This window comes from Acinetobacter sp. ANC 4204, from assembly GCF_002135205.1.
GTDB lineage: Bacteria > Pseudomonadota > Gammaproteobacteria > Pseudomonadales > Moraxellaceae > Acinetobacter.
In genome coordinates this window covers 613,879-639,382 of record NZ_NEFZ01000002.1, presented here as the reverse complement: position 1 = coordinate 639,382, position 25,504 = coordinate 613,879, and the positions used below count along the sequence as shown (strand labels likewise).

General features: G+C 42.0%; 24 protein-coding genes. 16 read left to right on the top strand and 8 right to left on the bottom strand.

Going from position 1 to position 25,504, the window contains the following annotated elements:
* Nucleotides 1-23 precede the first annotated feature (23 nt).
* Nucleotides 24-629: an RBBP9/YdeN family alpha/beta hydrolase gene (locus B9T36_RS06810; protein ID WP_086208750.1), complete on the top strand. Its 606-nt coding sequence runs from the start codon at nt 24-26 to the stop codon at nt 627-629.
* Here the strand turns inward: B9T36_RS06810 and B9T36_RS06805 are convergent.
* Together B9T36_RS06805 and B9T36_RS06800 are read right to left on the bottom strand one after the other, a co-directional pair.
* Nucleotides 620-1,351, bottom strand: coding sequence for a type III pantothenate kinase (locus tag B9T36_RS06805; protein WP_086208749.1), 732 nt, complete (start codon nt 1,349-1,351; stop codon nt 620-622). The genes B9T36_RS06810 and B9T36_RS06805 overlap by 10 nt on opposite strands.
* Before the next feature lie 17 nt (nt 1,352-1,368).
* On the bottom strand, nt 1,369-2,124 hold the full coding sequence (locus B9T36_RS06800; RefSeq protein WP_086208748.1) for a biotin--[acetyl-CoA-carboxylase] ligase: 756 nt from the start codon (nt 2,122-2,124) through the stop codon (nt 1,369-1,371).
* A gap of 27 nt (nt 2,125-2,151) precedes the next feature.
* On the opposite strand from B9T36_RS06800, the gene B9T36_RS06795 reads away from it, so the two are divergent.
* The 5 genes from B9T36_RS06795 (at nt 2,152) to ligA (ending at nt 10,399) form a co-directional block, all read left to right on the top strand.
* Nucleotides 2,152-2,955, top strand: a complete 804-nt coding sequence (locus B9T36_RS06795) for a sulfite exporter TauE/SafE family protein (protein WP_086208903.1) — start codon at nt 2,152-2,154, stop codon at nt 2,953-2,955.
* Between the two features lie 160 nt (nt 2,956-3,115).
* Nucleotides 3,116-3,811 carry a GntR family transcriptional regulator gene (locus B9T36_RS06790; protein WP_086208747.1) on the top strand — a complete coding sequence of 232 codons (696 nt, stop codon included), beginning with the start codon at nt 3,116-3,118 and terminating at the stop codon, nt 3,809-3,811.
* A gap of 10 nt (nt 3,812-3,821) precedes the next feature.
* The gene (gene smc / locus B9T36_RS06785; RefSeq protein ID WP_086208746.1) at nt 3,822-7,274 is read left to right on the top strand and encodes a chromosome segregation protein SMC; all 3,453 of its coding nucleotides are present in this window, start codon (nt 3,822-3,824) and stop codon (nt 7,272-7,274) included.
* A gap of 4 nt (nt 7,275-7,278) precedes the next feature.
* Nucleotides 7,279-8,265: a cell division protein ZipA C-terminal FtsZ-binding domain-containing protein gene (locus B9T36_RS06780; protein ID WP_086208745.1), complete on the top strand. Its 987-nt coding sequence runs from the start codon at nt 7,279-7,281 to the stop codon at nt 8,263-8,265.
* Between the two features lie 94 nt (nt 8,266-8,359).
* The gene (gene ligA / locus B9T36_RS06775; protein WP_086208744.1) at nt 8,360-10,399 is read left to right on the top strand and encodes an NAD-dependent DNA ligase LigA; all 2,040 of its coding nucleotides are present in this window, start codon (nt 8,360-8,362) and stop codon (nt 10,397-10,399) included.
* Nucleotides 10,400-10,754: 355 nt separating this feature from the next.
* On the opposite strand, the gene B9T36_RS06770 is transcribed toward ligA, so the two are convergent.
* Nucleotides 10,755-11,822: an SDR family oxidoreductase gene (locus tag B9T36_RS06770; RefSeq protein WP_086208743.1), complete on the bottom strand. Its 1,068-nt coding sequence runs from the start codon at nt 11,820-11,822 to the stop codon at nt 10,755-10,757.
* Between the two features lie 265 nt (nt 11,823-12,087).
* Here B9T36_RS06770 and B9T36_RS06765 point away from each other — a divergent pair, with 265 nt between their 5' ends.
* The 5 genes from B9T36_RS06765 to ftn all read left to right on the top strand — a co-directional run bounded on the left by B9T36_RS06765 (nt 12,088) and on the right by ftn (nt 17,222).
* Nucleotides 12,088-14,229, top strand: a complete 2,142-nt coding sequence (locus B9T36_RS06765; protein WP_228146979.1) for a TonB-dependent receptor — start codon at nt 12,088-12,090, stop codon at nt 14,227-14,229.
* A gap of 73 nt (nt 14,230-14,302) precedes the next feature.
* Nucleotides 14,303-14,593 carry a hypothetical protein gene (locus B9T36_RS06760; protein WP_171264419.1) on the top strand — a complete coding sequence of 97 codons (291 nt, stop codon included), beginning with the start codon at nt 14,303-14,305 and terminating at the stop codon, nt 14,591-14,593.
* The gene (locus B9T36_RS06755; RefSeq protein ID WP_086208741.1) at nt 14,559-14,852 is read left to right on the top strand and encodes a hypothetical protein; all 294 of its coding nucleotides are present in this window, start codon (nt 14,559-14,561) and stop codon (nt 14,850-14,852) included. The genes B9T36_RS06760 and B9T36_RS06755 overlap by 35 nt, the downstream gene beginning before the upstream one ends.
* Before the next feature lie 3 nt (nt 14,853-14,855).
* A complete protein-coding gene (locus tag B9T36_RS06750; protein WP_086208740.1) occupies nt 14,856-16,487 on the top strand; it encodes a PepSY-associated TM helix domain-containing protein in 1,632 nt (543 codons plus the stop codon).
* Nucleotides 16,488-16,757: 270 nt separating this feature from the next.
* Nucleotides 16,758-17,222, top strand: a complete 465-nt coding sequence (gene ftn / locus B9T36_RS06745) for a heteropolymeric bacterioferritin subunit Ftn (protein WP_086208901.1) — start codon at nt 16,758-16,760, stop codon at nt 17,220-17,222.
* A 97-nt stretch (nt 17,223-17,319) separates the two neighbouring features.
* On the opposite strand, the gene B9T36_RS06740 is transcribed toward ftn, so the two are convergent.
* Nucleotides 17,320-17,889: a peroxiredoxin gene (locus B9T36_RS06740; RefSeq protein WP_086208739.1), complete on the bottom strand. Its 570-nt coding sequence runs from the start codon at nt 17,887-17,889 to the stop codon at nt 17,320-17,322.
* Between the two features lie 155 nt (nt 17,890-18,044).
* Here B9T36_RS06740 and B9T36_RS06735 point away from each other — a divergent pair, with 155 nt between their 5' ends.
* The 5 genes from B9T36_RS06735 to bioD all read left to right on the top strand — a co-directional run bounded on the left by B9T36_RS06735 (nt 18,045) and on the right by bioD (nt 22,807).
* A complete protein-coding gene (locus B9T36_RS06735) occupies nt 18,045-18,791 on the top strand; it encodes a YqiA/YcfP family alpha/beta fold hydrolase (RefSeq protein ID WP_086208900.1) in 747 nt (248 codons plus the stop codon).
* A 105-nt stretch (nt 18,792-18,896) separates the two neighbouring features.
* Complete coding sequence (gene bioA, locus B9T36_RS06730; protein WP_086208738.1) at nt 18,897-20,216, top strand: adenosylmethionine--8-amino-7-oxononanoate transaminase; 1,320 nt, start codon at nt 18,897-18,899, stop codon at nt 20,214-20,216.
* A complete protein-coding gene (locus B9T36_RS06725; RefSeq protein ID WP_086208737.1) occupies nt 20,213-21,370 on the top strand; it encodes an 8-amino-7-oxononanoate synthase in 1,158 nt (385 codons plus the stop codon). The genes bioA and B9T36_RS06725 overlap by 4 nt, the downstream gene beginning before the upstream one ends.
* 7 nt (nt 21,371-21,377) lie before the next feature.
* Nucleotides 21,378-22,157, top strand: a complete 780-nt coding sequence (gene bioC / locus B9T36_RS06720; RefSeq protein ID WP_086208736.1) for a malonyl-ACP O-methyltransferase BioC — start codon at nt 21,378-21,380, stop codon at nt 22,155-22,157.
* A complete protein-coding gene (gene bioD / locus B9T36_RS06715; RefSeq protein ID WP_086208735.1) occupies nt 22,154-22,807 on the top strand; it encodes a dethiobiotin synthase in 654 nt (217 codons plus the stop codon). Before bioC ends, bioD begins: the two co-directional genes overlap by 4 nt.
* 64 nt (nt 22,808-22,871) lie before the next feature.
* On the opposite strand, the gene B9T36_RS06710 is transcribed toward bioD, so the two are convergent.
* Genes B9T36_RS06710 through B9T36_RS06695 form a run of 4 tightly spaced genes read right to left on the bottom strand, consistent with a single transcriptional unit; the run spans nt 22,872 to nt 25,366 of the window.
* The gene (locus B9T36_RS06710) at nt 22,872-23,288 is read right to left on the bottom strand and encodes an ExbD/TolR family protein (RefSeq protein ID WP_086208734.1); all 417 of its coding nucleotides are present in this window, start codon (nt 23,286-23,288) and stop codon (nt 22,872-22,874) included.
* 18 nt (nt 23,289-23,306) lie between these two features.
* Nucleotides 23,307-23,732, bottom strand: a complete 426-nt coding sequence (locus B9T36_RS06705) for an ExbD/TolR family protein (RefSeq protein WP_086208733.1) — start codon at nt 23,730-23,732, stop codon at nt 23,307-23,309.
* A gap of 17 nt (nt 23,733-23,749) precedes the next feature.
* Complete coding sequence (locus tag B9T36_RS06700) at nt 23,750-24,631, bottom strand: MotA/TolQ/ExbB proton channel family protein (RefSeq protein ID WP_086208732.1); 882 nt, start codon at nt 24,629-24,631, stop codon at nt 23,750-23,752.
* A 36-nt stretch (nt 24,632-24,667) separates the two neighbouring features.
* Entirely contained in the window at nt 24,668-25,366 is a 699-nt protein-coding gene (locus B9T36_RS06695) for an energy transducer TonB (protein WP_086208731.1), read from the bottom strand.
* Between the last annotated feature and the right edge of the window lie 138 nt (nt 25,367-25,504).

Sequence of the window (25,504 nt, the reverse complement as noted above, 5' to 3'; positions counted from 1 at the left end):
CATTATAATAAGAAGCTAGAAAAATGAGTAAATCTAAACAACATATTTACATCGTGCATGGTTATCAGGGATCTCCCAATGATCATTGGTTTCCATGGCTAAGCCAAAAACTTACCCAGATAGATGCTCACTTGGCCATTAAGCGTTTGGTATTGCCACATAGTAATACACCGAATTTTGAAGAGTGGCAGCAGGCTTTAGCTTTGCAAATGTCAACTTTGGATGAAAACACCATTATTGTTGCGCATAGTTTGGGGTGTTTGGCAACTTTACATTACTTGAGTATTCAACTGCGGGAACGTCGAATTAAAGCGATTTTTTGTATTGCAGGATTTAAAGCCCCTTTGAAGGCTGTTCCTGAGCTAGATAGCTTTATTGCTCAAGCGAAGTTAGACAGTGGGGTGTTACATTCACATATTGCTTCGCGTGTGGTGATGTTTTCAAATAACGATCCTTTTGTTCCACCCCCTTTCGTTTTGACTTTTGGACACTTTTTAAGTGCTGAAGTTCAGGAGGTAAAACGTGCAGGACATTTTATGGGAGAGGATGGTTATATTGAGTTTGAGTTGCTACTTAATAATTTAAAGCCCTTATTACTGTCTCAGACTGCGATTTCGACTCAAAATTGATGCTGAATATAATATTGCAAACCTTTGAGTAATAAATCATTTTCGATGCAAGGTGCATAATGCTCCAAATAACGTGCAAATATAGGAGCATCGCCACCAGTTAAAATCAGTTGACGTGGGGACTGCTGTAAAACCTTTTCAATGGTACTGACGAGACCAAGCAAAATTCCATGATGCACGGCGTCGATGGTATTACGACCAGGCCCAAGTTGATCAAAAGCTGCATCTGGAATTTTAATACCTTTGGTGTTTTGAATGAGTGAATCACGTTGTAGGTAAAGATTTGGTAAAATATATCCACCTAAGTGTTGTAACCCATCCGCCAAGTCAATGGTCAGCGCTGTACCACAGCTAATGACACAATAGTTTTGCCTAGCATCGCGTGCTACAGCCAGTACTTGTAGCCAACGGTCAATTCCGAGCTGTTCAGGTTTTTCATAGCCACACTGTAGACCCGCATAGCTCGCCTGTACTTGGGCAAAGGTGATGGGCACATTTAAGCTTTTTAGAAGCTTGTTGATTCGGTCGTTATTTTTTTTGTCCTGAACCGAAGAAACACCAATCTGTTGAATGTTCAAGTTTTTAAAATGTTGAATCAGTCCTAAAAGTAAGTCAGCAGGGGATTGTAAATGTAACTCAGCACCTTGTTCTATGATGCGATCTTCCTGCGTAATCCAATATTTCAGCCGCGTATTGCCAATATCTAACCATAGATTTTTCATGATAATCCTCGGTCTATTTAAATGACAGATGTTGGGCGCAAGCGGCCTTGGTAAAAGCATTCAACACCATTCGCGGTCTGAATTTGTACTGCACCATCATCTTGAATGCCTAAGAATATACCTTGAGATAGACCTTTCATATGCTCAAATTCAACCTGTTGCTGCATGAAGGCTGCATAATGGTTAAAACGTGAAGCTAAATTGGCACTATTATGAGAAAACCATAAGCCTGCTTGTTGAATGGCCAGATACAGTTCTGCCATTAAGTGAATTCGATCTGGTTGGGCTAAACCAAGCTGTTCAAGTGAACTGGTGGCTTGATCGAGCTGGGTATCTTCGACTTGATTGATATTGATGCCCACCCCAATGATCGCTTGGTGACTTGACAGCGGTTCAACCAAAATTCCGCCCCATTTACCTTGTGCACTATATAGGTCATTTGGCCATTTCACTTGCAAAGCTAAACCTTGTAAGCTCGGCATTTGTAAAATATTGAGCGCAACTTCTAAAGCCAAGCGCCCATCTATAGGTGCTTTGCTTTGTAACAATGTGCTTAAATAGATGTTTCCTTCTGGGGACACCCATTGTCGTTGGCGTTGTCCACGGCCGTGTGTTTGCCGTGTGCTACACACTAAAACACTCTGAATCCCTTTTTGGGCAATCTCTCGCACATCATCATTGGTGGATGTGGTAACTGGTTTTAGCAATAAAACTTCAGGGAGTTGCTGTGCTTCAGCGAGAAGTTGTTGTAATTGGCGTGTCTCTAAATCCATATGAATCTGAGAAAAGTGGAAATGATCATGGAGTTAATCATATATTTGCTGATTGGTGCAATCGCTGGTTTTACTGCGGGGTTGTTTGGCGTTGGTGGCGGGCTGATTATTGTACCAATTTTATATGTGGTGTTTACTCATCTAAACTATGATCCCAGTGTCATTATGCATATGGCAGTGGGAACTTCGTTGGCCACAATTATTGTCACTTCAATGAGCTCCGTGAGTGCGCACCATAAACGGGGAGCAGTGTTGTGGTCGGTATTTCGTAATTTAGCTCCTGGGTTGGTTGTGGGGGCATTTTTAGGTGCAGGCATTGCTGACTATATGTCGGGACATGGCTTACAACTGCTCATTGGTTTCTTTGCTGTTTGGGTGGCCTACAAAATGTTTAGTGGCGCACATGTCGAGGTCGATCCATCGCATCAGTTGCCGTCAACAGGACGACAGTTATTTGCTGGAGCAGGTATTGGTGTGGCTTCTGCGATTTTTGGCATTGGTGGTGGAAGTTTGACAGTGCCGTATTTAAACCGTCATGGTGTAGTGATGCAAAAAGCAGTGGCGACATCTGCAGCTTGTGGCTTACCTATTGCAGTAGCTGGTGCTTTGGGTTTTATGTGGTTTGGTCATCGAGCTGAGGTCAATGTACCGAATACCATTGGTTATATTCATGTCTACGCCTTTTTCGGGATTGCGATGATGAGCTTCATTACTGCCAAGTTTGGGGCAAAAGTAGCGCACCATTTGTCGCCAGCGATGTTGAAAAAGTGTTTTGCGGGGTTATTAATTGTCGTTGGGCTATATTTTATTTATCAAGGTTTTAGTTCTTAAATAAGCGCGAAAATCTTGTCTAGCTTGATTTTCATTGGCATTATAGACGGTAAAATTGTCTGACAATGACATGGTGTTTACCGTTTAATCTCAGGTAAAACTTAAAAATAGGTCACTAAAGACCATGGATTGCATCTTATAAAAACAAGTTAGGAACAGTATGCAAGCACATGATACAGAGAGTTTGTCCGAACAAATTGCCAAGCACATCAGTGAACAAATTATTCGCGGTGAGTTGGTTGAAGGTGAGCGAATACAAGAATTACGTATTGCCGCAGAACTGGATGTGAGTCGCGGTTCTGTGCGTGAAGCTTTGTTATTGCTTGAACGTACCCATCTGATTGAAATTTATCCGCGCCGTGGCGCGATTGTCTCAGAAATGTCAGCCCAACAAGTGCGCGCCTTGTTTGATACCAGCAGCCTGCTTTTGGGGCAAATTGTGCAACGTATTGCGGAGACATGGCGTAGCTATGAAGCGGAACGTTTGCAATTGTTATTGGATGAATTGAGCAATCAGTTGAAACAAGGCAGTATCGAAAAATTTTATGATTTAATTTTTGAAGGATTGGCACGTCAGCATGAAATGGTGGGCAATCCTTATCTAATGAAGTTCTATCAAGAGCTATTACCCTCGATACGTCGAAGCTATTTTTTAACCTTAAATACTTCACGTAGAGAGTTACAAGAATCTTATGATTTATTTAAACTAGTGACTGATGCGGTTTTAATCAGAAAATCACAACAAGCTACTTTATTTATGGAAGATTTTTGTCGACACTTACGTAACTTGGTGTTGGAATCTCTGACCCGAATGAAACAAATTGAACTTGCGTGGGCGAGACGCTCACGACGTTAGTCAGGACATTATGCGTTTAAGCAGTTTAAAACTTTCCGGCTTCAAATCTTTTGCCGACAGTACTACATTACACTTTAAAGATAGCCGTACCGCTGTGGTTGGGCCGAATGGTTGTGGTAAATCCAATGTAATCGACGCGATCCGTTGGGTCATGGGTGAATCCAGTGCACGTCAGTTGCGTGGTGGCAGTATGCAGGATGTCATTTTTACAGGCACGGCAAAGCGCAAGCCTGTTAGTGTCGCAAGTGTAGAACTGCGTTTTGACAACACCTATGGCAAGTTAGGTGGCAGTTATAATGCCTATACTGAACTGGCAGTTAAGCGTCAGGTCAACCGAGATGGCAAGTCTGAATACTTTTTAAATGGCACCAAATGCCGTCGTCGGGATATTACTGATATATTCTTAGGCACAGGTTTAGGGCCACGTTCTTATTCGATTATTGAACAGGGCATGATCAACCGTTTGGTCGATGCAAAACCTGAAGAAATGCGGTTTTTTATTGAGGAAGCCGCAGGAGTTTCACGTTATCAAGCACGTCGCCGTGAAACCCTATTACATTTGGATCACACCACGCAAAACTTATCGCGTTTAGAAGATATTGCCTCTGAGTTAAGATCGCAGTTAAAAACTTTAAAACGTCAGGCCGAAACCGCGATTCAGTACAAAACACTGGAAAGTCAAATTCGCACCATTAAAGTCGAAGTTTTATCTTTTCAATGTGAACAAAGCAGCCGTTTACAACAAGAATATACGCTACACATGAATGATTTGGGCGATCAGTTCAAGTTAGTCCGTTCAGAGTTAACCACTTTAGAGCATGATTTGACTTCAACCAGTGAGCTATTTCAACGCCTGATTCAGCAGTCCACGCCCCTACAGAGTGAGTGGCAACAGGCAGAGAAAAAGCTGGCTGAGTTGAAAATGACTTTGGAACAAAAGCAGAGCTTGTTCCAGCAAAATACGACGACTTTGGCGCAGCTTGAACAGCAGAAAGCGCAAACCAAAGAACGTATGCAGTTGATCGAGTTGCAACTGGAAAGTTTGCACGAACAAAATGAGCTTCATACCGAACAGTTACAACAGCAAGAAAGTCAAAACCAACAGCAAAGCCAAGGCTTAACGGATTTAAAAACACAGCAGCAACAATTGCTTCAACAGTTTGAACAAGTCAAAAGTTTGGTTGAAAAGCAACAGCAACAAAAAACGCAAATGTTGGCGCAAAGTGAACAGTTGGCCAAAAACATTTTACGTTTTGAACAACAAAAGCAAATTTTAGAGCAGCAAGCGGCGCAAATTCAAAACCAAAGCCAGTTGGATGCGATAGACCAATTGTTGCATGCCAAGCAAGACGCTGAGGCACAGCAGTTACAACGTGAGCAAAGTATCATTGAGGTGCAGTTACAGCTGGATGATTTGCGTATTCAGCACCAAGCTGCTCAAACTGAGTTGAATCAGCACAAAGCAGATATACAGGTCTTAAGTGCAGAACAGAAACATCTAAAGCAGCTACTGGTCAAAGTCAGCGCCTTAAAAAATAGTGATCATCCACAGTTGATGCACGTGCTGAAGCTTAAAGATGCTGCTAAAACCCATGCCGCGCTGGTCGAGAAATTCTTAGCCAAATGGCTTTCAGCGCATTGTTTGGAAAACAGCGATGCATTCACCGATGCGGTTGCACGTCAGTTAACGCCTCAGCCACATGTTGAACTAATCGAAATTGCAGGTTGCGATAGCCTAGCCAGTTGGATTGAATCACCGCAGTCCTCTTTGTGGCAACAGGTGGGAGTGACCACGAACTTAAAACAAGCCCTCGCTTTGCAAAAGCAATTGAAAGATGGTCAGTCTCTTCTAAGTTTAGACGGTTATCATGTTGGCGTGGACTGGGTGATTGGTCTGGATTATGACGAAGCGAGCCAAGCTGGACAGGGGGCACTCAGTCATCGAATTCGTTTAGATGAAATTGAACAGAGTCTTGCTGAAAAAACAGGACTTCTGACTCAGCTTGAAACGAAAACCACAGAACTTCGTACTCAAGTTCAAGCAGTAGATGAGCAGTTAAAAGCGGATCAACAGCTATTGAAAAAAGAAGTTCAGGCAACCCAGCAGATTGACTTGAATATCGCCAAAGTACAAAGTACCAACCAAGCCTTTGAAGTGCAAAAACAACAATTGGCCAATCAACTGGCACAGTTAGACAGTCAACTCGAAGAAGATGCCATGCAAAAAGATGATTTGGAGATTGATCTGCATGCATTGAATATTAAGCTTGAGCAAAACTTGCCTAACTACAAAACCATGCAGTTCCAAGTGGAGTCTTTGACTGAGCAACTGGATGACAGCCAGCAGCAGGCACAGCAGGTTTGGCAAGCACTTGAAATGGTACGTCGTCAGGCGGTGCAAACCACACAGCAGATTGAACTGTTAGAAAAAGACCGTACTTTCTTAAAAGCGCAGTATCAGCAAATTTTGTCGCAGATGGAACAGGCCAAAAAGTTTATTGACCCTGTACAACTGGAGCTGCCTGCCTTAGAAAGCCAGTTTAGTGAACAAGCACAGATCACTGAAAAGCTACAAAAAACATGGTCTGAATGGAAAGTTGAGCTGAATGCGGTGCAAGAGCGTCAGCAGAGTTTGACCGAACAACGTCATCAGCATCAGCAACAAGATGAAAAGCTGAGAACTCAGTTAGAAGAAAAACGTTTGGCGTGGCAAGCTGCAAAGTCAGACTTACAACATTATTCTGAACAGCTGAAAGAGATGAATGTTGAAGCTATTGAGGGTTTGAACATTGAGATCAGTAGCCATCAACAAGTTCTAGAAAAAGCACAGCAGCAGTTTGAGAAATTGGGTGCAGTGAATTTGGCAGCTTCAGAAGAATATGAAGAAGTGTCTAAACGTTTTGAAGAATTGAGTCATCAAATTCAAGATTTGGAAAATACCGTTGAACAGTTGCGTGCTGCAATGAAAAGTATTGACCAAGAAACCCGCAAACTGTTTATGACTACTTTTGATCGGGTCAATGCTGAACTACAAGATTTGTTCCCGAAAGTGTTTAATGGTGGGGAGGCGAGTCTAACTTTAGAAGATGACTGGCAGTCTGGGGTAAAACTGATGGCCCGTCCACCGGGCAAACGCAACAGCTCATTGGCACTACTTTCAGGCGGAGAAAAAGCCCTGACAGCATTGGCCTTGGTGTTTGCGATTTTCCGTCTTAATCCATCGCCATTTTGTGTTTTGGATGAAGTTGATGCGCCTCTGGATGATGCAAACGTGGGAAGATTTTGTAATCTTGTAAAAGAGCTTTCTGAACAGGTGCAATTCATTTACATTACCCATAATAAACTCGCAATGACGATGGCGACCGACTTGTTAGGTGTTACGATGCCTGAACCGGGAACATCAAAATTAGTGACTGTAAATTTAGAACAGGCAAAAGAATACGGTTTAGTCGCGGAGGCCTAATAAGATGGAATACACAACAATTATTGGTATCGTCATAGCAGTGATTATTATGCTGCTTGGCATTAGAATGATTTTCCGAAAGCCGACAGATGCCGCACCATCGCTAGATTCGACTTTGCATATTGATGAAGATAGTCAAAAACCGATTATTCCACGTCATGTCCGTGACCAACTGCAAACGGTGGTCGTGGAACCTGCAGAGCGTAAAGAGCCGATTTTAAGTGATGCTCCAGTCGATGCAATAATAGCGGGAAAAGCTGAACCAAAGGCTTTAGATGCAGATAGTGTAGTCGAGAATACTGATGCTGAACCAAGTTTAGTGGCATCAGCTGACATAGAAAATAAAGCAGTAGACTCAGCCACTCCTGAAAACACTGCAACAGAATCAACGACTGAAAGTACAACCTCAGTGCTTGTCGATGACCAAGAGAAGGCTGATAAAGCCGAATTTAGTTTAAATGCCAACGTTGAAAAAGCCGAAATTTCAGAGTTTGACGATGAAAGCAGTATTTTAGATGCACATTTGTATGAGCAAAAAATTGTTGATGATGAAAGTGCCTTAGCCACAGCAGAATCGTTTATTGCCCTGAATGTTTATCCTGAACGTCGTGCGTTGTCTGGTGAGAAAACCTTAAAAGTTTTAATGAAGTATGGCCTACGTTTTGGCGAAATGTCCTGTTTCCATCGCTATAACGAAGATGGAACCAAGTTGCTGTTCTCTGTGTTGCAAATTACCGATACAGGTATGGATGGTTTTGACTTGGAAAATTTGTCGACCGATCCAATTAAAGGCTTGGCCTTTTTCTTGGCCTTACCACACCGCGATGTCCAAAATGCCTTTGACACCATGGACAGTATTTCACGTTTGATTGGCCGTGAAATAGATGGAACAGTTTATGACCAAAATAATCAAGAGTTCACGCCCCAACTGCGTGAGCATTGGCGCCACTTGGCGATTGATTACCGTGCTGGACAAGCAATCGACGCTTAATCTGATTGAAAGCAACGGTAACGATTTCTATAATAGACAGTAGAAATACAATTTTTAGGGCGGAACAAAGACCGCCCTTTTTTATGGTGAAATTATGACTCAAACTTCGACTGTCGTTGCGCAAATGCGTCAACTGATCCAAATTTTGGCACAGCATAATCATGCTTATTATGTGATGGATCAGCCGACCATTTTAGACAGTGAATATGATCAGCTTTTTCATCAATTGAAAGCTTTAGAAGAACAACACCCTGAGTGTATTCAGCCAGATAGCCCGATCAATAAAGTGGGTGCTAAACCTTTGGCGAAGTTTACGAGCGTGACTCATGTGGTACCGATGCTGTCCTTGGGTAATGTGTTTAATCAAGAAGAACTCTTTGCCTTTGCGCGCCGTGCAGAAGAACGTTTGCCGAATCAAACGATTCAATACGATGTCGAATTGAAGTTTGATGGTCTTGCCATTTCACTGTGGTATGAACAGGGTGTGTTAGTTCGTGGGGTGACGCGTGGTGATGGTGAGACAGGGGAAGATATTACCCAAAACGTCAAAACCATTCGTAACTTGCCGAAGGTGTTGAGCACAGATCAGGGCGAAGTACCTACATTACTAGAAGTTCGTGGCGAAGTCTTGATGCCTAAAGCAGGCTTTGAAAAGCTCAATGCAGAAAATGAAGCCAAAGGTGAAAAGACTTTTGCCAATCCACGGAATGCCGCAGCGGGAAGTCTACGTCAGTTAGACCCGAACATTGCGGCTGCACGTCCACTTGCATTTTATGCTTATGGTATTGCGCAGTGTGAACCCAATCATGGTCAAAGCACCATGTCGGAAAGTCTAGAGTGGTTGCAACAGTTTGGTTTTGCAGTCGGTGAGCGTCATTTTGTCTGCGATAGCATTCAAGAAGTTCAAGCTGTTTATGAGCAAATCAATGCGGAACGACCACAATTGAGTGTGGAAATTGATGGCATGGTGATTAAGGTCAACAGCCTTAAACAACAGCAACAGCTAGGCTTTTTAAGTCGTGAACCGCGTTGGGCAACGGCGTATAAATTCCCTGCGGTGGCTGCGCTTACCACGGTTGAACATATTGACTGGCAAGTGGGGCGTACAGGTACATTGACCCCTGTGGCGCGGTTGAATCCTGTTGCTGTGGGTGGTGTGACCGTTTCAAATGTCACCTTGCATAATATTGGGGAAATTCACCGCCTAGATGTGCGAATTGGCGATACTGTCAGTGTTTACCGTAGTGGTGATGTGATTCCCAAAGTGGAAAAAGTGTGGCCTGAGTTCCGCCCTGTTGATGCCACTGAAGTTGAACTCCCGAGCCAATGTCCCGTGTGTGAATCGCCTGTGGTAATGCCCGAAGGTGAAGCTTTAGCACGTTGCTCTGGTGGTTTGTATTGTGCTGCACAGCGTATCGAGGCAATTCGCCACTTCGTATCCCGTAAAGCTCTCGATATTGAAGGTTTGGGAGATCGTTGGGTCGAATCACTGTTACATCTTGATTTGCTTAAAGATGTGGCCGATATTTATCACCTACATGAGCACCGAGAAAAGCTATTAACCATTGAAAAAATGGGTGAGAAGTCCGTTCAGAACTTGATTGATTCGATTGAAAATAGCAAGAAAACGACTTTGGCTGCATTTATTTATGCGCTGGGGATTCGTGGGGTAGGTGAAACCACAGCGCGTATGTTGGCCAATACTTTCCAAACTTTAGATGCGTTACGTGTCGCAGACATTGAAGCTTTAAAGAAAACTCCAGATGTGGGGGATATCACGGCGGAGTGGATTGTCGACTTTTTTCAAGCACCGCATAACCTTGAAGTTTTGGACCGATTATTGGCTGCAGGTATTCACTGGGACGCGCCTGTGGCACCAAGTCGCCAACCTTTAAATGGTGAAAGTTGGGTCGTGACAGGGACACTCAGTACGATGGGGCGTGATGAAGCAACACAGCTCTTGCAAGCACTAGGCGCACGTGTCAGTGGTAGTGTGTCGAGTAAAACCAAGTGTGTCGTTGCAGGTGAAAAAGCTGGTTCAAAGCTGGATAAAGCGGAGAAGCTTGGGATTGCTGTGATCAATGAAGCTGAGTTTATTCAACTAATGAAAGATTATGGTCAGTTAGAGGCTTAGATTTTTGATTTGGATCAAAAATATACTGTCTAGATAACTCCGTTCAGTTAAAGCATGACTAAAATGACTTTTAATGATGAGGGATTCATGGCGGAGTCTTACATATTCGCATCAAATGCTTGAAGTTCGTATGTTACTTTGGATTAGCCCAAAGTAACCAAAGGCATGAGTCATCAGCAAAACTCGTTCATTGCTATCAATGAGTAAAATTGTCGCAGAAACATTTTTTTCTCATGTAGTGTTGTCTCGAACAGTTGCTGATGACATTTCGTGTATCCCATACCTTCATTAATTTAGAAAAAGCATAGTGCTTGTCAGCTATGACGTTGACGAGCACTATGCTTTTTATTTATTTTCAAGGAATATATTGCTTGATTACACCGTCATCGAGCAATTGTTGAAAGTGCTCAACGAGACTCTCTTTGACATCTCGGTACTTTAAGCCCAATTCTTTTTGGCTCTTGTTCGCATCAAAATAAATCGGATAACCCATATTTAACTCAACAAACTCGCGGCTAAAGCCAATGAATGGACCAATCACCTTAAAGGCTGCTTTGGGCAGTTCATTTCGTGGAAATGGAAATTTCCAACCAAAATGAGCTTTAAGCAATTGACCGATTTCAAGCAGACTTAAAGTTCCACCACTGACGATGTAACGACCTGTTGCTTTTGGGTTGAATGCTGCTTGTAAGTGCGCTTCAGCAACATCTTGAACATCGACCACACCATTCCACATGGGTGGGACACCTGCTAAAGTCAAGCCATTGGTAAACTGTTGTAAGACCTCAATCGAACCTGACTGTGTATTTGGTGTCAATGAACGACCAAAGACCAACGCAGGGTTAATGCAGACCAACTGCCAACGATCTTGTGCCTCAGCCATTGCCCAAGCTTTACGCTCAGCCATCACTTTAGAATATGGATAAGGCTGATGGGTCTCAGAACTACTGGTGTTCCAGTGACTTTCATCAAAAGTATTATGGTCCGTTTTTAAAATATCAATCGCATCACCATAGGTCGATGCAATACTCGAAGTAACAATGACACGTTTAACTGACTCGGTTTCATTGACGGTGTTTAAGACATTTTCTGTACCCAAAACAGCAGGTTCAATGATGTCTTTCACTGCATCTTTATAGTTGGTGACGACGAAAGGAGAGGCCATATGAAAGACAATTTCACAACCTTGCATCGCTTCTTTAAAGGAATTGGGTTCGAGTAAATTGGCTTTAAATAGTTTCAGTGTTCCTGCACTGCTTTCTGCAATTTGAGATAAATGTGCGAAGCTTTGGGTTTTGTTCAGGTCACGTACAGTGGCATGAACGGTATAACCTTGGGCTAATAATTTTTGAATCACCCAACTGGCAATATAACCCGATGCACCTGTGACCAGTACAGGCGCTTGTGTTGCTAAATTTGTCATAGATCAACCGTTGTTGTTTTAAGTATAGGCTTAGTGTAAACGTGAATGCAGGGAAAGTCTTTGCTTCAGTACCGAACTGATGACTGACTTATTCGTTATTTTACGATAGTTCACTCAATTTAATTCAATATATATAGGGTTTATTGAAAAAATCCTAAATTTATATTTTAGATCAAATAAATAAGTCAAACGAGAAAATTCAATTAATAATTATTTACATTGTGTATATAATAATCATTATCATTTAGTTTAAGCGTTGTTTCAAATGAAAACCTTTTCAAAAAAAATTCTTGCAAGTTCTGTTGGTATTTTAATGATGGGAGGTGGCTGTTTTCAGCTTGCCTTTGCTGAGGAAGAGGTTTCGATTTTACCTGCCTTAAAATCAGAAGCGCAGGTACAACAACAAAACTATGCAGATGGTAAGTTAGCCAAAGAAGCTAAATTAGGCGCCTTGGGTAATAAGTCTGTCATTGATACCCCTTTTAGTGTCACGACATATACTGCAAAAACAATTTCTGATAATCAAGCTGCGACGGTTTCTGAAGTTCTTAAAAATGATCCAAGTATTCGTGAAACGACCAATTCAGGTCATTTAAATGAAAACATTCAGATCCGTGGTTTTTCTGTAGGTTTTGAAGACTACAACATTAATGGTCTATATGGCATGGCGCCAACTGGACGTATTCCAACAGATATTATTGATTCAGTCACTGTACTTAAAGGTCCTAATGCTTTAGTGGCGGGCATGGCACCAGCTGGGAGTGTTGGTGGTGTGGTCATGGCGCAAACAAAGCGCGCTAATCAAGATCTGACACGTGTAAGTGCAAGCTATGAAGACGATGGTTACTATAAATCAGGCTTTGATGTTGCAAGACGTTTAGGTAATAACAAGGAATTTGGTGTACGTGTTGGTGGCTCTTATGGGCAAGGTGAACATATCATTGATGGGATGGATGATACAAATTCAACAGGGGTCGTGGCACTTGACTATACAACGGATAAGTTAAAACTAAACTTTGACGCTTATGCGGTACGAGATAAGCGTGATAATGGTTCACCTGTTATGGTAAGTATGGGTACAATCAAACAGGTTATTGCGGCTCCGAGTGGGGATAGTAATTTCTTCCCAAACATTCACGGTGAGCAAAGTAGTCAATACTTAGGAGTATCAGGCGAATATAAATTTAGCCCTGATTTAAAAGTATTTGGGGGAGCAGGATATACAGAAAAAGAATATTCTGGACATATTTTTGGCACACGGATGATTGTGCAAAATGCGACTACAGGTGCCGCAAGTTCACAGTATTATCGAGTGGGTTATCAAGAACATGCTGTCGCAGCTAATCTTGGGCTAGAAGGTAAGTTTGATACAGGTGCCATCCAACATACACTTGGCTTACGCGCAGATTATCTGACACGTAATTATTGGCAACATTCAGCAGCAACATCAAATGCGTTTAATACTAACCTTTATAACCCAATTGTAGATGCATCTGAACAAATGCCTACGTCATATCCAACTATTGTACCTTATGCCGATAACCGCTATGTCAGCTATACATTAACTGATCAAATGTCGATGTTAGACGATAAATTACAAGTCATTTTAGGTGCTCGGTACCAAGATATTGACACGAAAAATTTATATAAAAAGACGAAATATTCATCAGATAAACTTTCCCCAAGCTTAGGTCTCGTCGTTAAACCATTTGGTGAGGACCTATCTTTCTATGCAAGTTATGTCGAAGGACTATCTGAAGGGGTAACAGTTTCAGATATTACCTATCCAACTGCAACAAATAAGGGGGAGACATTAGCCCCTTATCAAACCAAGCAATATGAACTAGGGACTAAATACCAAGTGGGTTCTTGGCTCAATACTTTAGCGCTTTACCAAATTGAAAAGCCTGAGGTTTATCAGGACACTGTAACTAAGGCTGTTAAAGATGATGCTGAGACACGGTCTCGTGGTATCGAGTTTTCAACAGCGGGACAGCTAACAGAAGATTTAAGTTTGATGGCGAACTTAGCTTATATTGATGCTGAATATGTTAAATCGGGGACAGCATCTCAAGTAGGTAATACTGTAATTGGTACACCTGATTTTACTGCTGGTTTGGGTATGGACTATAAAATTCCTGTCGTTGACGGTTTGAGTGTAAATGCTCGTGCATCTTATGTGAGTGAACAATACTTAAATACGGATAATAGTTTAGAGTTGCCTGATTACACGATTTTGGACTTAGGTGCAAAATATGCGACAAAAATTGGTGGTGTAAATACAACATTTAGAGCTAATGTAAATAACTTAACCGATGAAAAATATTGGTCAGGAGTCTTTGGTAGTAACTATGCCATTTTAGGTGCTGGTCGTACCTATAAACTTGGTGTCACTTTCGATTTCTAATTTTTATGATCAGCCCATTGCGATGCAGTGGGCTTTTTTATGTCTGAATGCTGCCTCATTTAAGTTGAAAGCAATGATTAAATTTCTCGGTTTACTCCTGTGCTGTAGTGGTTGTGTCCTGCTGTATTTGACCCATGCTAATCAAACTGTACTCAAGCAGACTGTAGCGAAAAAGTACCGCTGGGTCGGGCTTACAGGTCTTGTTTTGGCATTGGTTCTTTTACTGTCGGTATTACCAAAACTGGTAGCAGTGTTGATGTGGTTACTGATTCCATTGGTGTTGTGGTCAGCACTACCATTTCTTCCTTTATTACATGGGGCTTCGACGCATGACGTTGCTACGCGATCAAAAGATACAACCTGACTGGTGGACGAAAAGCTTTGCGGGTGCAGTTCTTGGACTTAGTCTAGCTTTCGCTTTAGCTGCATTAATCACGATGTGGGGACTTCAATCTGAGCATCGTGGCCTTGCGCCGCAGTTAGGGATGTGGTCGATTCCGTGGATTTGGTTACCACTCTTTTTCGTGGCCTATTTTATTCCACGTGGTTGGCAGTCTATTGTAATTTATATGTTTTTCAATGTCGTGGCTTACGCACTTGTGTTTTGGCTTAGAGGAGAATAGGGTATGAAGGTACGTACAGATATTCTCCGACTTGCCAAAGAGTTACATACATGGGTCGGGATTTGCGCGGGTATTCTCTTGTTCATCTGCTTTTTTGCAGGTGGGCTAAGTATGTTCCAGCATGATTTGAGTAAGTGGGCAACACCACCACAACAAAGTTTACATACGGTTGAATTGCATCAGTATAATGACTTGGTATCCCAGGTGCAGCAGCGCTATCCTGAAGCGCAAAAAAGCTTTCAGATCAATTTAAACTCTAAAGAGTTTCATTATGCCCCGATCCAGTGGCAACCTGCGCAAAGTCAAGTGCATGATGATCATGACTTTGATACCGATCAAAGTGCAATGTTAGCGACACTGAAACCAGATGGCACTTTACAGGTTGAACAGGAAAACCTATCCAAACTGGGTTGGTTGATTGAACAACTACACGAAACAGCAGGCATTCCAGGGATGCTTGGGCACCATACACTCGGTGTTTATGTGATGGGTGTGGTATCCGTCTTATATTTTTTGGCGTTGATGACAGGTTTGATCGTCCTCTTGCCAACGTTGGTCAAAGACTATTTTGCGATACGGCAAGGCAAGAACAAAAAACGCTTTTGGCTTGATGCACACAATGTGATTGGCATTACCAGTTTACCGTTTCATATTTTGATTAGTGTAACGGTGATTGTTTTTGCATTTCATGATCTCTTTTATGATGGTCTGGGGCAGTTGGTCAGCAAAGGCAAACCATTGTTTGAACGTCCCGCTGCGGTGCAGATTGCAGATCCAGTTCCTCCATTGGATGTTGAAAAAATACTCTTACAGGTCCAGCAACAAGCACAGGGCTATGAGGTTTCGTCTGTAAGTTTTAACAATCTAGACCAACCCGCGAAGGCATCGGCACGCGTCAGTTTATACAGTCCTGACCAGATGTTACGCGGTGACAACTTCGATGTGATGTTTTTCAATCCTTATCAGCCCGCACCTTATAGTACGGCCAATTTAAATACGCAGAGTTCAGGTCTAGATCAACTGATTCGATCTATGTTCAGTTTGCACTTTGGCAACTATGGCGGAGATTTTACTCGGTGGTTGTATTTGGCTTTGGGGATGGGGGGGGCATTTTTATTTTATTCAGGCAATATTCTATGGATTGAATCGCGTGTAAAGCGACAAAAAAATCCGAATTTAGCACCACCTGCACAGCGCAAGGATGTGCAATTCATTGCAAACTTAACCATAGGGTCATGTTTAGGAACAGTCCTTGGCATTTTTATGAGTATGTTGATTGGGCGTTGGGCTTATGTCCTCAGTCCTGAACTACACAGCATCAATGCATGGTTTATGTATATCTATTATGCAATTTTTATCTTTAGCCTCATTCTTAGTTTTGTACTTGGTGCTGCAAGGGCTTTGCCTACATTGTTACTCTTTATTGCAGTGACTTTATTGCTGTTGCCTTTAACCTCAATGCTTGCTTTGCTGTTGCCCGGGATTGGTTTATGGTCATCTTTTTCCTATTTATGGTGGATTGATGTATTTTCCATTCTTTTTGCGGGGCTATTTTTACGGTTTTATCGTCAAGCACAAGCGCGTGTACAGTCCGCAGAAGTAGGTTCAATTTGGTCTGTTGCTTCATCCAAGTGAGTCTTTTTCAATGTGTTTGGTGGTTGAAATAAGAAGCATTTTTAATGGTTACAAAATAAAGCAGAGGGCTATTTAAGCTGAAAAAGCCTTTGCAAAAGGGATGAAGTTTTGCAAAGGCTTATTTTATAACTATTATTTTGATAATTCATACTGCAAATGCGTATGTTTCTCATTTTAATTTTATAAAAATCATAAACTTACATAATTTAGGTTTTGCAAAGTGAATTAAATGTGTCCATAATGGTTGCATTAAAGATTGGAGATTTTGAAATGCGTGGCAATCCTGAAGTCGTAGACTACTTAAATATGTTGATCGGTGGAGAATTGGCTGCACGCGATCAATATCTGATTCATTCACGTATGTATGAAGATTGGGGCTTAAGCAAAATCTTTGAACGTATTGATCATGAAATGCAAGAAGAAGCACAACATGCGGATGCGATTATTCGCCGGGTTTTGTTTTTGGAAGGCACACCGAATATGCAACGCGATGATGTTGAAATTGGTGAAGATGTGGTTTCATGCTTAAAAGCCGATTTAAAGCTCGAATATCATGTACGTGAAAAATTAGCGCAAGGCGTAAAATTGTGTGAAGAAAAGGCTGATTACATTACCCGTGACATGTTACGTCAACAAATGTCAGATACCGAAGAAGACCATACTTATTGGTTAGAAAAACAATTACGTTTAATCGAGTTGATTGGTCTACAAAACTATATTCAGTCGCAAATGTAAGAGATGCGAGCCATTTTATGTAAAGATGGCAGTTGCATTTATATGGTAAGAAATCAAAAAGCCTTCGAATCAATGTTCGAAGGCTTTTTTGTAGGGGTTATTTTTTAGAGAACTTTTGAATATCTGCCAATACTTGTCCCGCATGGGTTTGGGTATTCACACTACTGTAGTGATAGACCACCGTACCTTGTGGGTCGATCAGAAAGGTTTCACGTTTCGCAATTTTAGCGATACCTAAGTTCCGTACGATGCCGAGCTGATTGGCCAGTTGATGATTGTTATCAGCCAAAATAGGGAAATTCAGCCCTAACTTTTTCGAAAATTTTTGATGTGACTGTACATCATCCAGACTTACGCCTAAAACCACGGCATTATTTTTGCTAAATTGTGGGTAGAGTGCTTTGAACTGATTGGCTTCTTGTGTGCAACCTGGTGAGTCATCCTTCGGATAAAAATAGAGAACGACCCACTTGCCTTGATATTGTTTGAGCTCATGCCATTTGGCATTTTGATCTTGTAACTTAAAACTCGGAGCTGGCTTACCCACCCACTGCTTTTGCTCTGATGAAGCGCTTGAAAAAGCCGGTGCTGCATAAGTGGCATTACTGATGGCACAGAAACTACCCAGCGAAATTAAGCTAATCGTTGCCATTTGCATTATTTTCATGATGTAGGCTGTCTTGAAAAGTATTGACTTGATCTTAGCAAATTTTAAGGCGCTAAAGGGCTGATATTCTCAGATCCAACTCTGAACTTCTTCAGCTCGATTTAGTGCTTATTCAAAAGGCTTGCTTTGCAATGGAGTCTGAGGTTTCATACTGTTTGAAATTTACAGTTTTAGAGTCGGCATTGAATCAACGTATTTTACTCATCACAGGCTGGGGTGGTGGGACCAAGTTACTACAACCTTTGGCTCATGCTTTGCAACACCAAGGGCATACGGTTGAGCTGATCAATATTTTTAATGGATTGGACGCACAGGTGTTGCAGCAACATGCTGAACAAGCCAAAGACTTTGATGTCTTGATCGGTTGGTCTTTGGGAGGGCAACTGGCGACTTTATTGGTTGAGGCTGTGGAAAAGCAGTATCAACAGCAAAAAGTATTAATCACTTTGGCTTCAAATCCGTGCTTTGTGGCGTATGAAAATTGGCAAACTGCAATGAGTCCAGCGACATTTCAAAGTTTTAAACAATCCTTCGAAGCAGACGCGATTGCAACATTAAAGAAATTTGGATTTATGGTGTGCCAAGGGACGGCAACCACCAAGCAAGATTTTTTGCAGTTGCAAAGTTTGCTTCAGCCTCAGTCTTTAGATCTGTTAAAACAGGGATTAAATTGTTTAGAGTATTTAAATACGGTTGAGATCTTACAAAAATATACGGGACATCAACTCCATCTGTTGGCTAAACAAGATTTTTTAGTTAGCTACAAAGTCATGGATAATTTAAAAGCTTTAGGTGCAAATTTTTTAGATGTGATGCTTTTAAGTGGTTCACATGGGCTTCCAGTTTTTCATGCCGATGAAGTAACTGACCAAATCTGCCAATATTTACAAAAAATGGATTAAACAACTTGCTGAGTGGCGAATATCGCAATTTCTTTTTGATGCGCGCAGGTTTAAGATCAGTCAAAATGAAATTTTGCTGTAACTGTAGTCGATATGGAGTTAAGGATGACTAAGATCAATGCCAAACTGGATGCTGAGTTGGATGACTTAGCATTTGATCGAGAACATATTTGGCACCCTTATACTTCGATGACCAATCCGCTTCCCACCTTTAAAGTCAAAAAAGCCTTCGGTTCAACCATTGAACTAGAGGATGGTCGTCAGTTGATTGATGGCATGTCTTCGTGGTGGTGTACCATACATGGCTATAATCATCCTGAACTGAATCAGGCCGTGACAGATCAACTGCAAAACATGTCGCATATTATGTTTGGTGGTTTTAGTCATGATCCCGCCATTCAACTGGGCAAATTACTGTTGCAAATTACCCCGCCAAGTTTAGATAAAATTTTCTATGCAGACTCAGGTTCTGTTGCAGTTGAAGTGGCGTTAAAGATGGCAGTTCAGTATTGGACGTCGCTTGGGAAACAAGGCAAAACCAATTTTGTCACCCCGCGTTCGGGCTACCACGGTGATACATGGAATGCGATGTCGGTCTGTGACCCTGTCACAGGGATGCATCAAATTTTTGGCTCAAGCTTACCCAACCGTATTTTTGTTCCTGCACCGCAAGTTGCTTTTGATGCAGCATGGAATCAGGATGACGTTCGTGAGCTTGAAAACACCTTAGCTGCACAGCATGAAAGTATCGCCGCGCTGATTATTGAGCCGATTGTTCAGGGTGCAGGAGGGATGCGTTTTTATCATCCTGAGTACTTACGACAGGCCAAATTGCTCTGTGAAAAATATGGTGTTTTACTGATTTTTGATGAAATTGCGACGGGTTTTGGGCGTACGGGGAAACTTTTTGCTTGGGAGCATGCACAGGTCGAACCTGACATTATGTGTATGGGTAAAGGTTTGACAGGCGGCTATATGACCTTGTCTGCAACCTTAACCACAAAGAATATTGCTGAAACCATCAGTCGAGGCGAAGCGGGGGTGTTTATGCACGGCCCAACGTTTATGGCCAATCCCTTGGCGTGTGCGGTGGCGGCGAAAAGTACAGAACTCCTCATTTCACAAGATTGGCAAAGCAATATTCAACGCATTGAAACACAACTTCGTACTGCCTTGACCCCGTTGCAGTCACTTGAATATGTACACGAGGTTCGTGTATTGGGTGCTATTGGTGTGGTTGAGCTGACGTTTAATGTGGATATGAAGACCTTACAACAGGAGTTTGTCCGCCGGGGTATTTGGGTCCGACCATTTGGAAAATTGGTTTATGTGATGCCCCCTTATGTAATTACCCCACAGGAACTTAAGACTTTGCTTGAGCAACTGGTTGAAGTGGTCGTACAGATGCAGGAGTCTGTTGTATGAAGCATATAGAGCATTTTGCAGCACAACTGGATGTGCTTAAAAAGCAAGGCAATTTGCGTCAGTTTACCTCCAATGTGCAGCAGGGACGGATGATTCGAATCCATGATCATGAGATGTTGAATTTGGCATCAAATGATTATCTAGGATTGGCTGCAAATATCGAATTACGAGAGCAGTTTTTCGATGAGACGCCGAATGCACAGCGCTGGATGAGTTCAGCTTCTTCACGTTTATTGACGGGTAATTTTCCTGAATATGAACAGTTTGAGGCTAGCTTAAGTCAGGCTTTTCATGGTCGAGCTGCTTTGGTATTCAACAGCGGCTATCACATGAATATTGGTATTTTACCTGCATTAGCGGACAGTAAAACCTTAATTCTGGCTGATAAATTAGTTCATGCCAGCATGATTGATGGTATTCGTTTATCGACAGCGAAGTTGGTACGTTATCGTCATAATGACTTGGCGCATTTAACCCAACTTTTGCAGAAGTATCATGCCGATGATGCTTTTGAGCGAATCATTGTGGCGACCGAGTCCATTTTTAGTATGGATGGTGATGAAACCGATTTGGCTGAACTGGTCCGCATTAAAAAACAGTTTGAAAAAGTCATGCTCTATGTCGATGAAGCACATGGTATTGGTGTGCGTGGTGAGCAAGGTTTGGGTTGTGCCGAGCAATACCAAGTGATTGATGAGATCGACTTTTTAGTTGGTGCTTTGGGTAAGGCTATGGCTTCAATTGGTGGTTATCTGATTTGTCATCCTGTAATTCGAGACTATCTCATCAATACTATGCGCCCACTGATTTTTAGTACGGCACAACCGCCAATCTGCATGGCGTGGAGTAACTTTATCTTGCAACAAGTTTTGCAGTTAAATAATTCACGTCAGCATTTACACAGTATCAGTCAGCGTTTACAGCAAGCAGTTCAGGCCAAAGGTTTTGCTTGTCCTTCAACGTCTCAAATTGTCCCTGTGATCATCGGTGATTCGAGCAAAACAGTGGAGAAGGCGAAAGCTTTGCAACAAGCAGGCTTTTATATTATGCCAGTACGACCACCGACTGTGCCGCAGCATAGTTCTAGGCTGCGTATATCTTTGACCGCTCAAGTTCGCCATACTGATTTAGATCAGTTGATTCAGTTGTTGTGAGTGAGTCGTGAAAAATTCAGAGATTGATAAATCCCAAGTCGCATTGCGCTTTGCTCAGGCAGGGCAAAGTTACACTGAGCATGCGATTGTGCAAAAGCAAATTGCACGACGGCTTTTTGATTTAATTCAACATTATGCTGCTAAAACGCAATTTGAGCGGGTGTTTGAAATTGGTTGTGGTTCAGGAAATTTAAGCCATTTGTTGCTGAAAGATTTCCAAATTTCACACTATCTACTGAATGATTTATATCCAGAGGTACAACAACACTTTCAGGGCTATTCAAATATAGACTGGTTGTTGGGTGACATTGAACGGCTCAATTTTCCTGATGCTTTAGAGTTGATTGTATCGACTTCAGCGCTACAGTGGATGACGGATCTTGATGCTGTTTTCCATAAAGCGAATGACAGTCTGCTTGCACAAGGGTTGTTTTGTTTTTCCACCTTTGGTGAACGGAATTTACAAGAAATTAAGACTTTAACGGGACAAGGCTTAGCTTATTTAAAGCTCGATCAACTACGGGAAAAGTTGCAAAACCAAGGCTTTGACGTTCTACATTTGTCTGAACAAATTGAATACTTAGACTTTGCGACACCGAAACAGGTATTGCAACATTTAAAAGCCACAGGTGTCACGGCAACGGCATCTAACTTTCGTTGGACCAAGCACTCGCTCGAACGTTTTTATCAAGATTATCAACAATTTGCACAACGGGATGCATCAGGTCAGATACATTATCGCCTGAGCTATCATCCTATTTATTGTATAGCACGGAGAATGCCATGACTGGATCAGTTTACTTTATCAGTGGAATAGATACAGGCATTGGGAAAACCTATACCACAGGCTATTTAGCCAAACTTTGGAATGAACAAGGCAAGAAAACCATTACTCAAAAGTTAGTACAAACGGGCAATGTCGATGTTTCTGAAGACATTGAACAGCACCGTGAAATTATGGGAATGGGTTGGTTTCCAGAGGATGAAAGCAAGCTGACCATGCCTGAAATTTTCACTTATCCAGCATCGCCACACTTGGCCACGAAGCTAGATGGGCGCGAAATTGATTTTGAAAAAATTGAGCGCGCTACACAGCAACTGGCTGAAAAATATGAAGCGGTGTTATTAGAAGGTGCGGGTGGCTTGATGGTGCCCTTAACCACAGATTTACTCAGTATCGACTATATTGTAGCCCAGCAACTGCCTGTGATTTTGGTAAGTTCGGGGCGTTTGGGCAGTATTAATCATACTCTTTTAAGTTTAGAAGCATTGAAAAACCGTGGTTTAGAGCTCTATGCTTTGGCCTATAACCTAAATGATGAATCTCAGGATGAACTCATTTCTAAAGATACGGCATCTTATTTAAAGGGCTATTTGGCGAAGCATTTTCCACAGGCGTTGTGGATGGATATCCCTGTGTTAAAGTCATCTATATAGTCATTAAAAAATAAAAAACCGCTGACCTTAAACGTGGTCAGCGGTTTTTTTATGATGCTTTTATTTATTGATTACTTACAACTCCAATTTTTTTCACGTCAAGGCGTTGAGCTGCCGCCATAACCATCGCAATGTATTTGTATTCCGTTGCGCGATCAGCTTTTAGCTTAATTTGGTCTTGATCTGTTTTTTGTGCGACCGTTTGCAGTAGTGTTTCTAGGGCTTGCTTCGACTCAATAGGTTGTTCATTCCAAAACATTTTGCCTTGAGCATCTAGACGTAATTCTACAATCTCAGGTGGTTTTTCCTGAGTCGGTGGTGGCGTACCATTGGGTAGATTGATATTAATGGCATTGTTTGGTAGTGGGATTGTGATAATAAACATAATCAACAACACCAACATGACATCAATCAGGGGAGTCATGTTGACATCGAGCATCACATCTTCATCATCTTGATTGGAACCAACATTCATACCCATAGCTGAATCCTTCTTTGATTAAGGTGAAGAGGGCGGTGTGGTGACAAAGGCGATTTTGCCAATACCCGCTTGTTGTGTGGTTGTAATGACTTGGTCAATCGCATCGTATGGCGTCAGTTGATCACCACGAATGTGAACATCAGGTTGCGGTCTTTTTTGTGCCTCCGCCTGTAACCGAGAGAGTAGAGTTGCTTTATCTGCTATGTAGTTTTCATTCCAAAAAATATCCCCATTTTTGTTTACAGCAAGTTGAATATTTTCAGGTTTGGTTTCATAGGGTACATTCTTTTCTTCAGGCAAATTGACTGGTACGGTATGAATCGCAACAGGCACAGTGATGAGGAAAATAATCAGTAAAACCAACATAATATCAACCAATGGTGTGGTATTAATGGTTCCGATTACATCATCATCGCTGTCATTTGAATTAACCGTCATTCCCATGGTTGATTCCTCATTTTTTATTTCATATCACGGTTAATCGGGTTATTAGTACTGATTTCACCACTTAATAGCACCGCATGTAAGTCTGAACCAAAGGTACGAACTTCTTCCATTACAGCTTTATTACGACGGGTTAACCAGTTGTAACCAAGCACAGCGGGAACCGCTACAGCTAAACCAATTGCAGTCATAATTAAAGCTTCACCTACAGGACCTGCAACTTTATCAATAGAGGCTTGACCCGATACGCCAATGGCCGTTAACGCATGATAAATGCCCCAAACCGTACCAAATAAACCTACGAAAGGTGCGGTTGAGCCTACGGTTGCAAGAAATGCCAGTCCGCCACTTAAATGGCTTTGAATTTTGTCGATAGCGCGTTGAATTGAGATGGTGACCCATGTATTAAAGTCGATCCGTTCTAATAACGTGCCTCCGTGGTTTTTTGTCGACTTAATACCTTTCTCTGCAATAAAGCGATACACGCTTGCATCGTCTAAACCTTCAGTTGCACTGTCTAAAGACGTGGCTTCCCAGAAGTTTTTTTCAGCATGCTGGCCTTGTTTACGAATTTTTCCTTGTTGTAAGCATTTGGTGATGATGATGTACCATGTACCAATCGACATAATCACCAAAATAAAAAGTGTCACTTTTGCAACGAGATCCCCTTCTTTCCACATGGCCTCTAAGCCATAAGGGTTATGTGTTTTTTCTACAGTTGAAGATGCTTGTTCAGGTAGTGGTGGGGGAACATGAACAGCAGCTTTATCAATGTTGGCAATTTCTGTTGTAACTGCTGTTGCTTGTGCTTTAGTTTCTTCGGCAAATGTTGTTTGTAACGGAAGTAATGCACTCATTCCAAGCAAGCTTGCTGCGGTAAAATTCTTTAAATTTTTCATTGTGTAACTCCTTATTTCATCTAGATTTTCTTTCAATTATTCGAGGACAAACTCGTATGGAATGTCGAACCAAGCATTTTGTGGTACGCCATCTTTCATTGCAGGTTTAAATGTGCACAAGCTATACGCTTTCGTTGCCGCACGGTCTAAAGTACGGTCACCTGTTGAACGCTTCACTTTGACTTCTTGCGCCTTACCATTGGTATCGACAAAGACCGAAATCAGCACGGTGCCAGAAATGCCACTCATCTCTGCTTCGCGTGGATAGCTTGGAGCTTTGCATCCAGCTTCTCCTTCCGATACTCCACGTGTAACTCCTGCAGGTTTCGGTGTTGGAGTAGGTGCAACGGCTACTGGTGCGGGTGCGGATTCTGGGCTAGGAGACGGGGATACAGCAGTTGGAGTGGGTGTGCTTACAGTCGGTTTAGACACTGGTGTAGAAACTGTTTTTTGTACAGGCACGACTTTTTCAACTGGTTTTGGATCAGGCTGCTGCGCTACTTTTTCCACCATTTTAGGGGGCTCTGGTGGAATTTCTTTAGGTGGCTCTGGCTCAGGTGGCTTGATGTCTTGCAGAATGACTAATTCAACAGGTTCGGTTGAGGGTTTGATGATGTCTTTTGCTAAGCCTGCCATTAGCACTAAGCCAACAAGGATATGTAAGAAAATTACGACGCCAATACCAGTCAGTTTCTTGGCGGAGTTTTTTTCTAAATCTTCAAACTTTGTGCCCATAGTTACTCCTGAAATTCGAGCTAAATTTGCTGTTTAAATCGTGAACATCACGTTGAAAAGAGCAGTCTGTGTTTAGCCAAAATTGAGAATGAGAAAACATCACCACAGATTGAGTGTTTCAACCTGTGGTGTATGTCT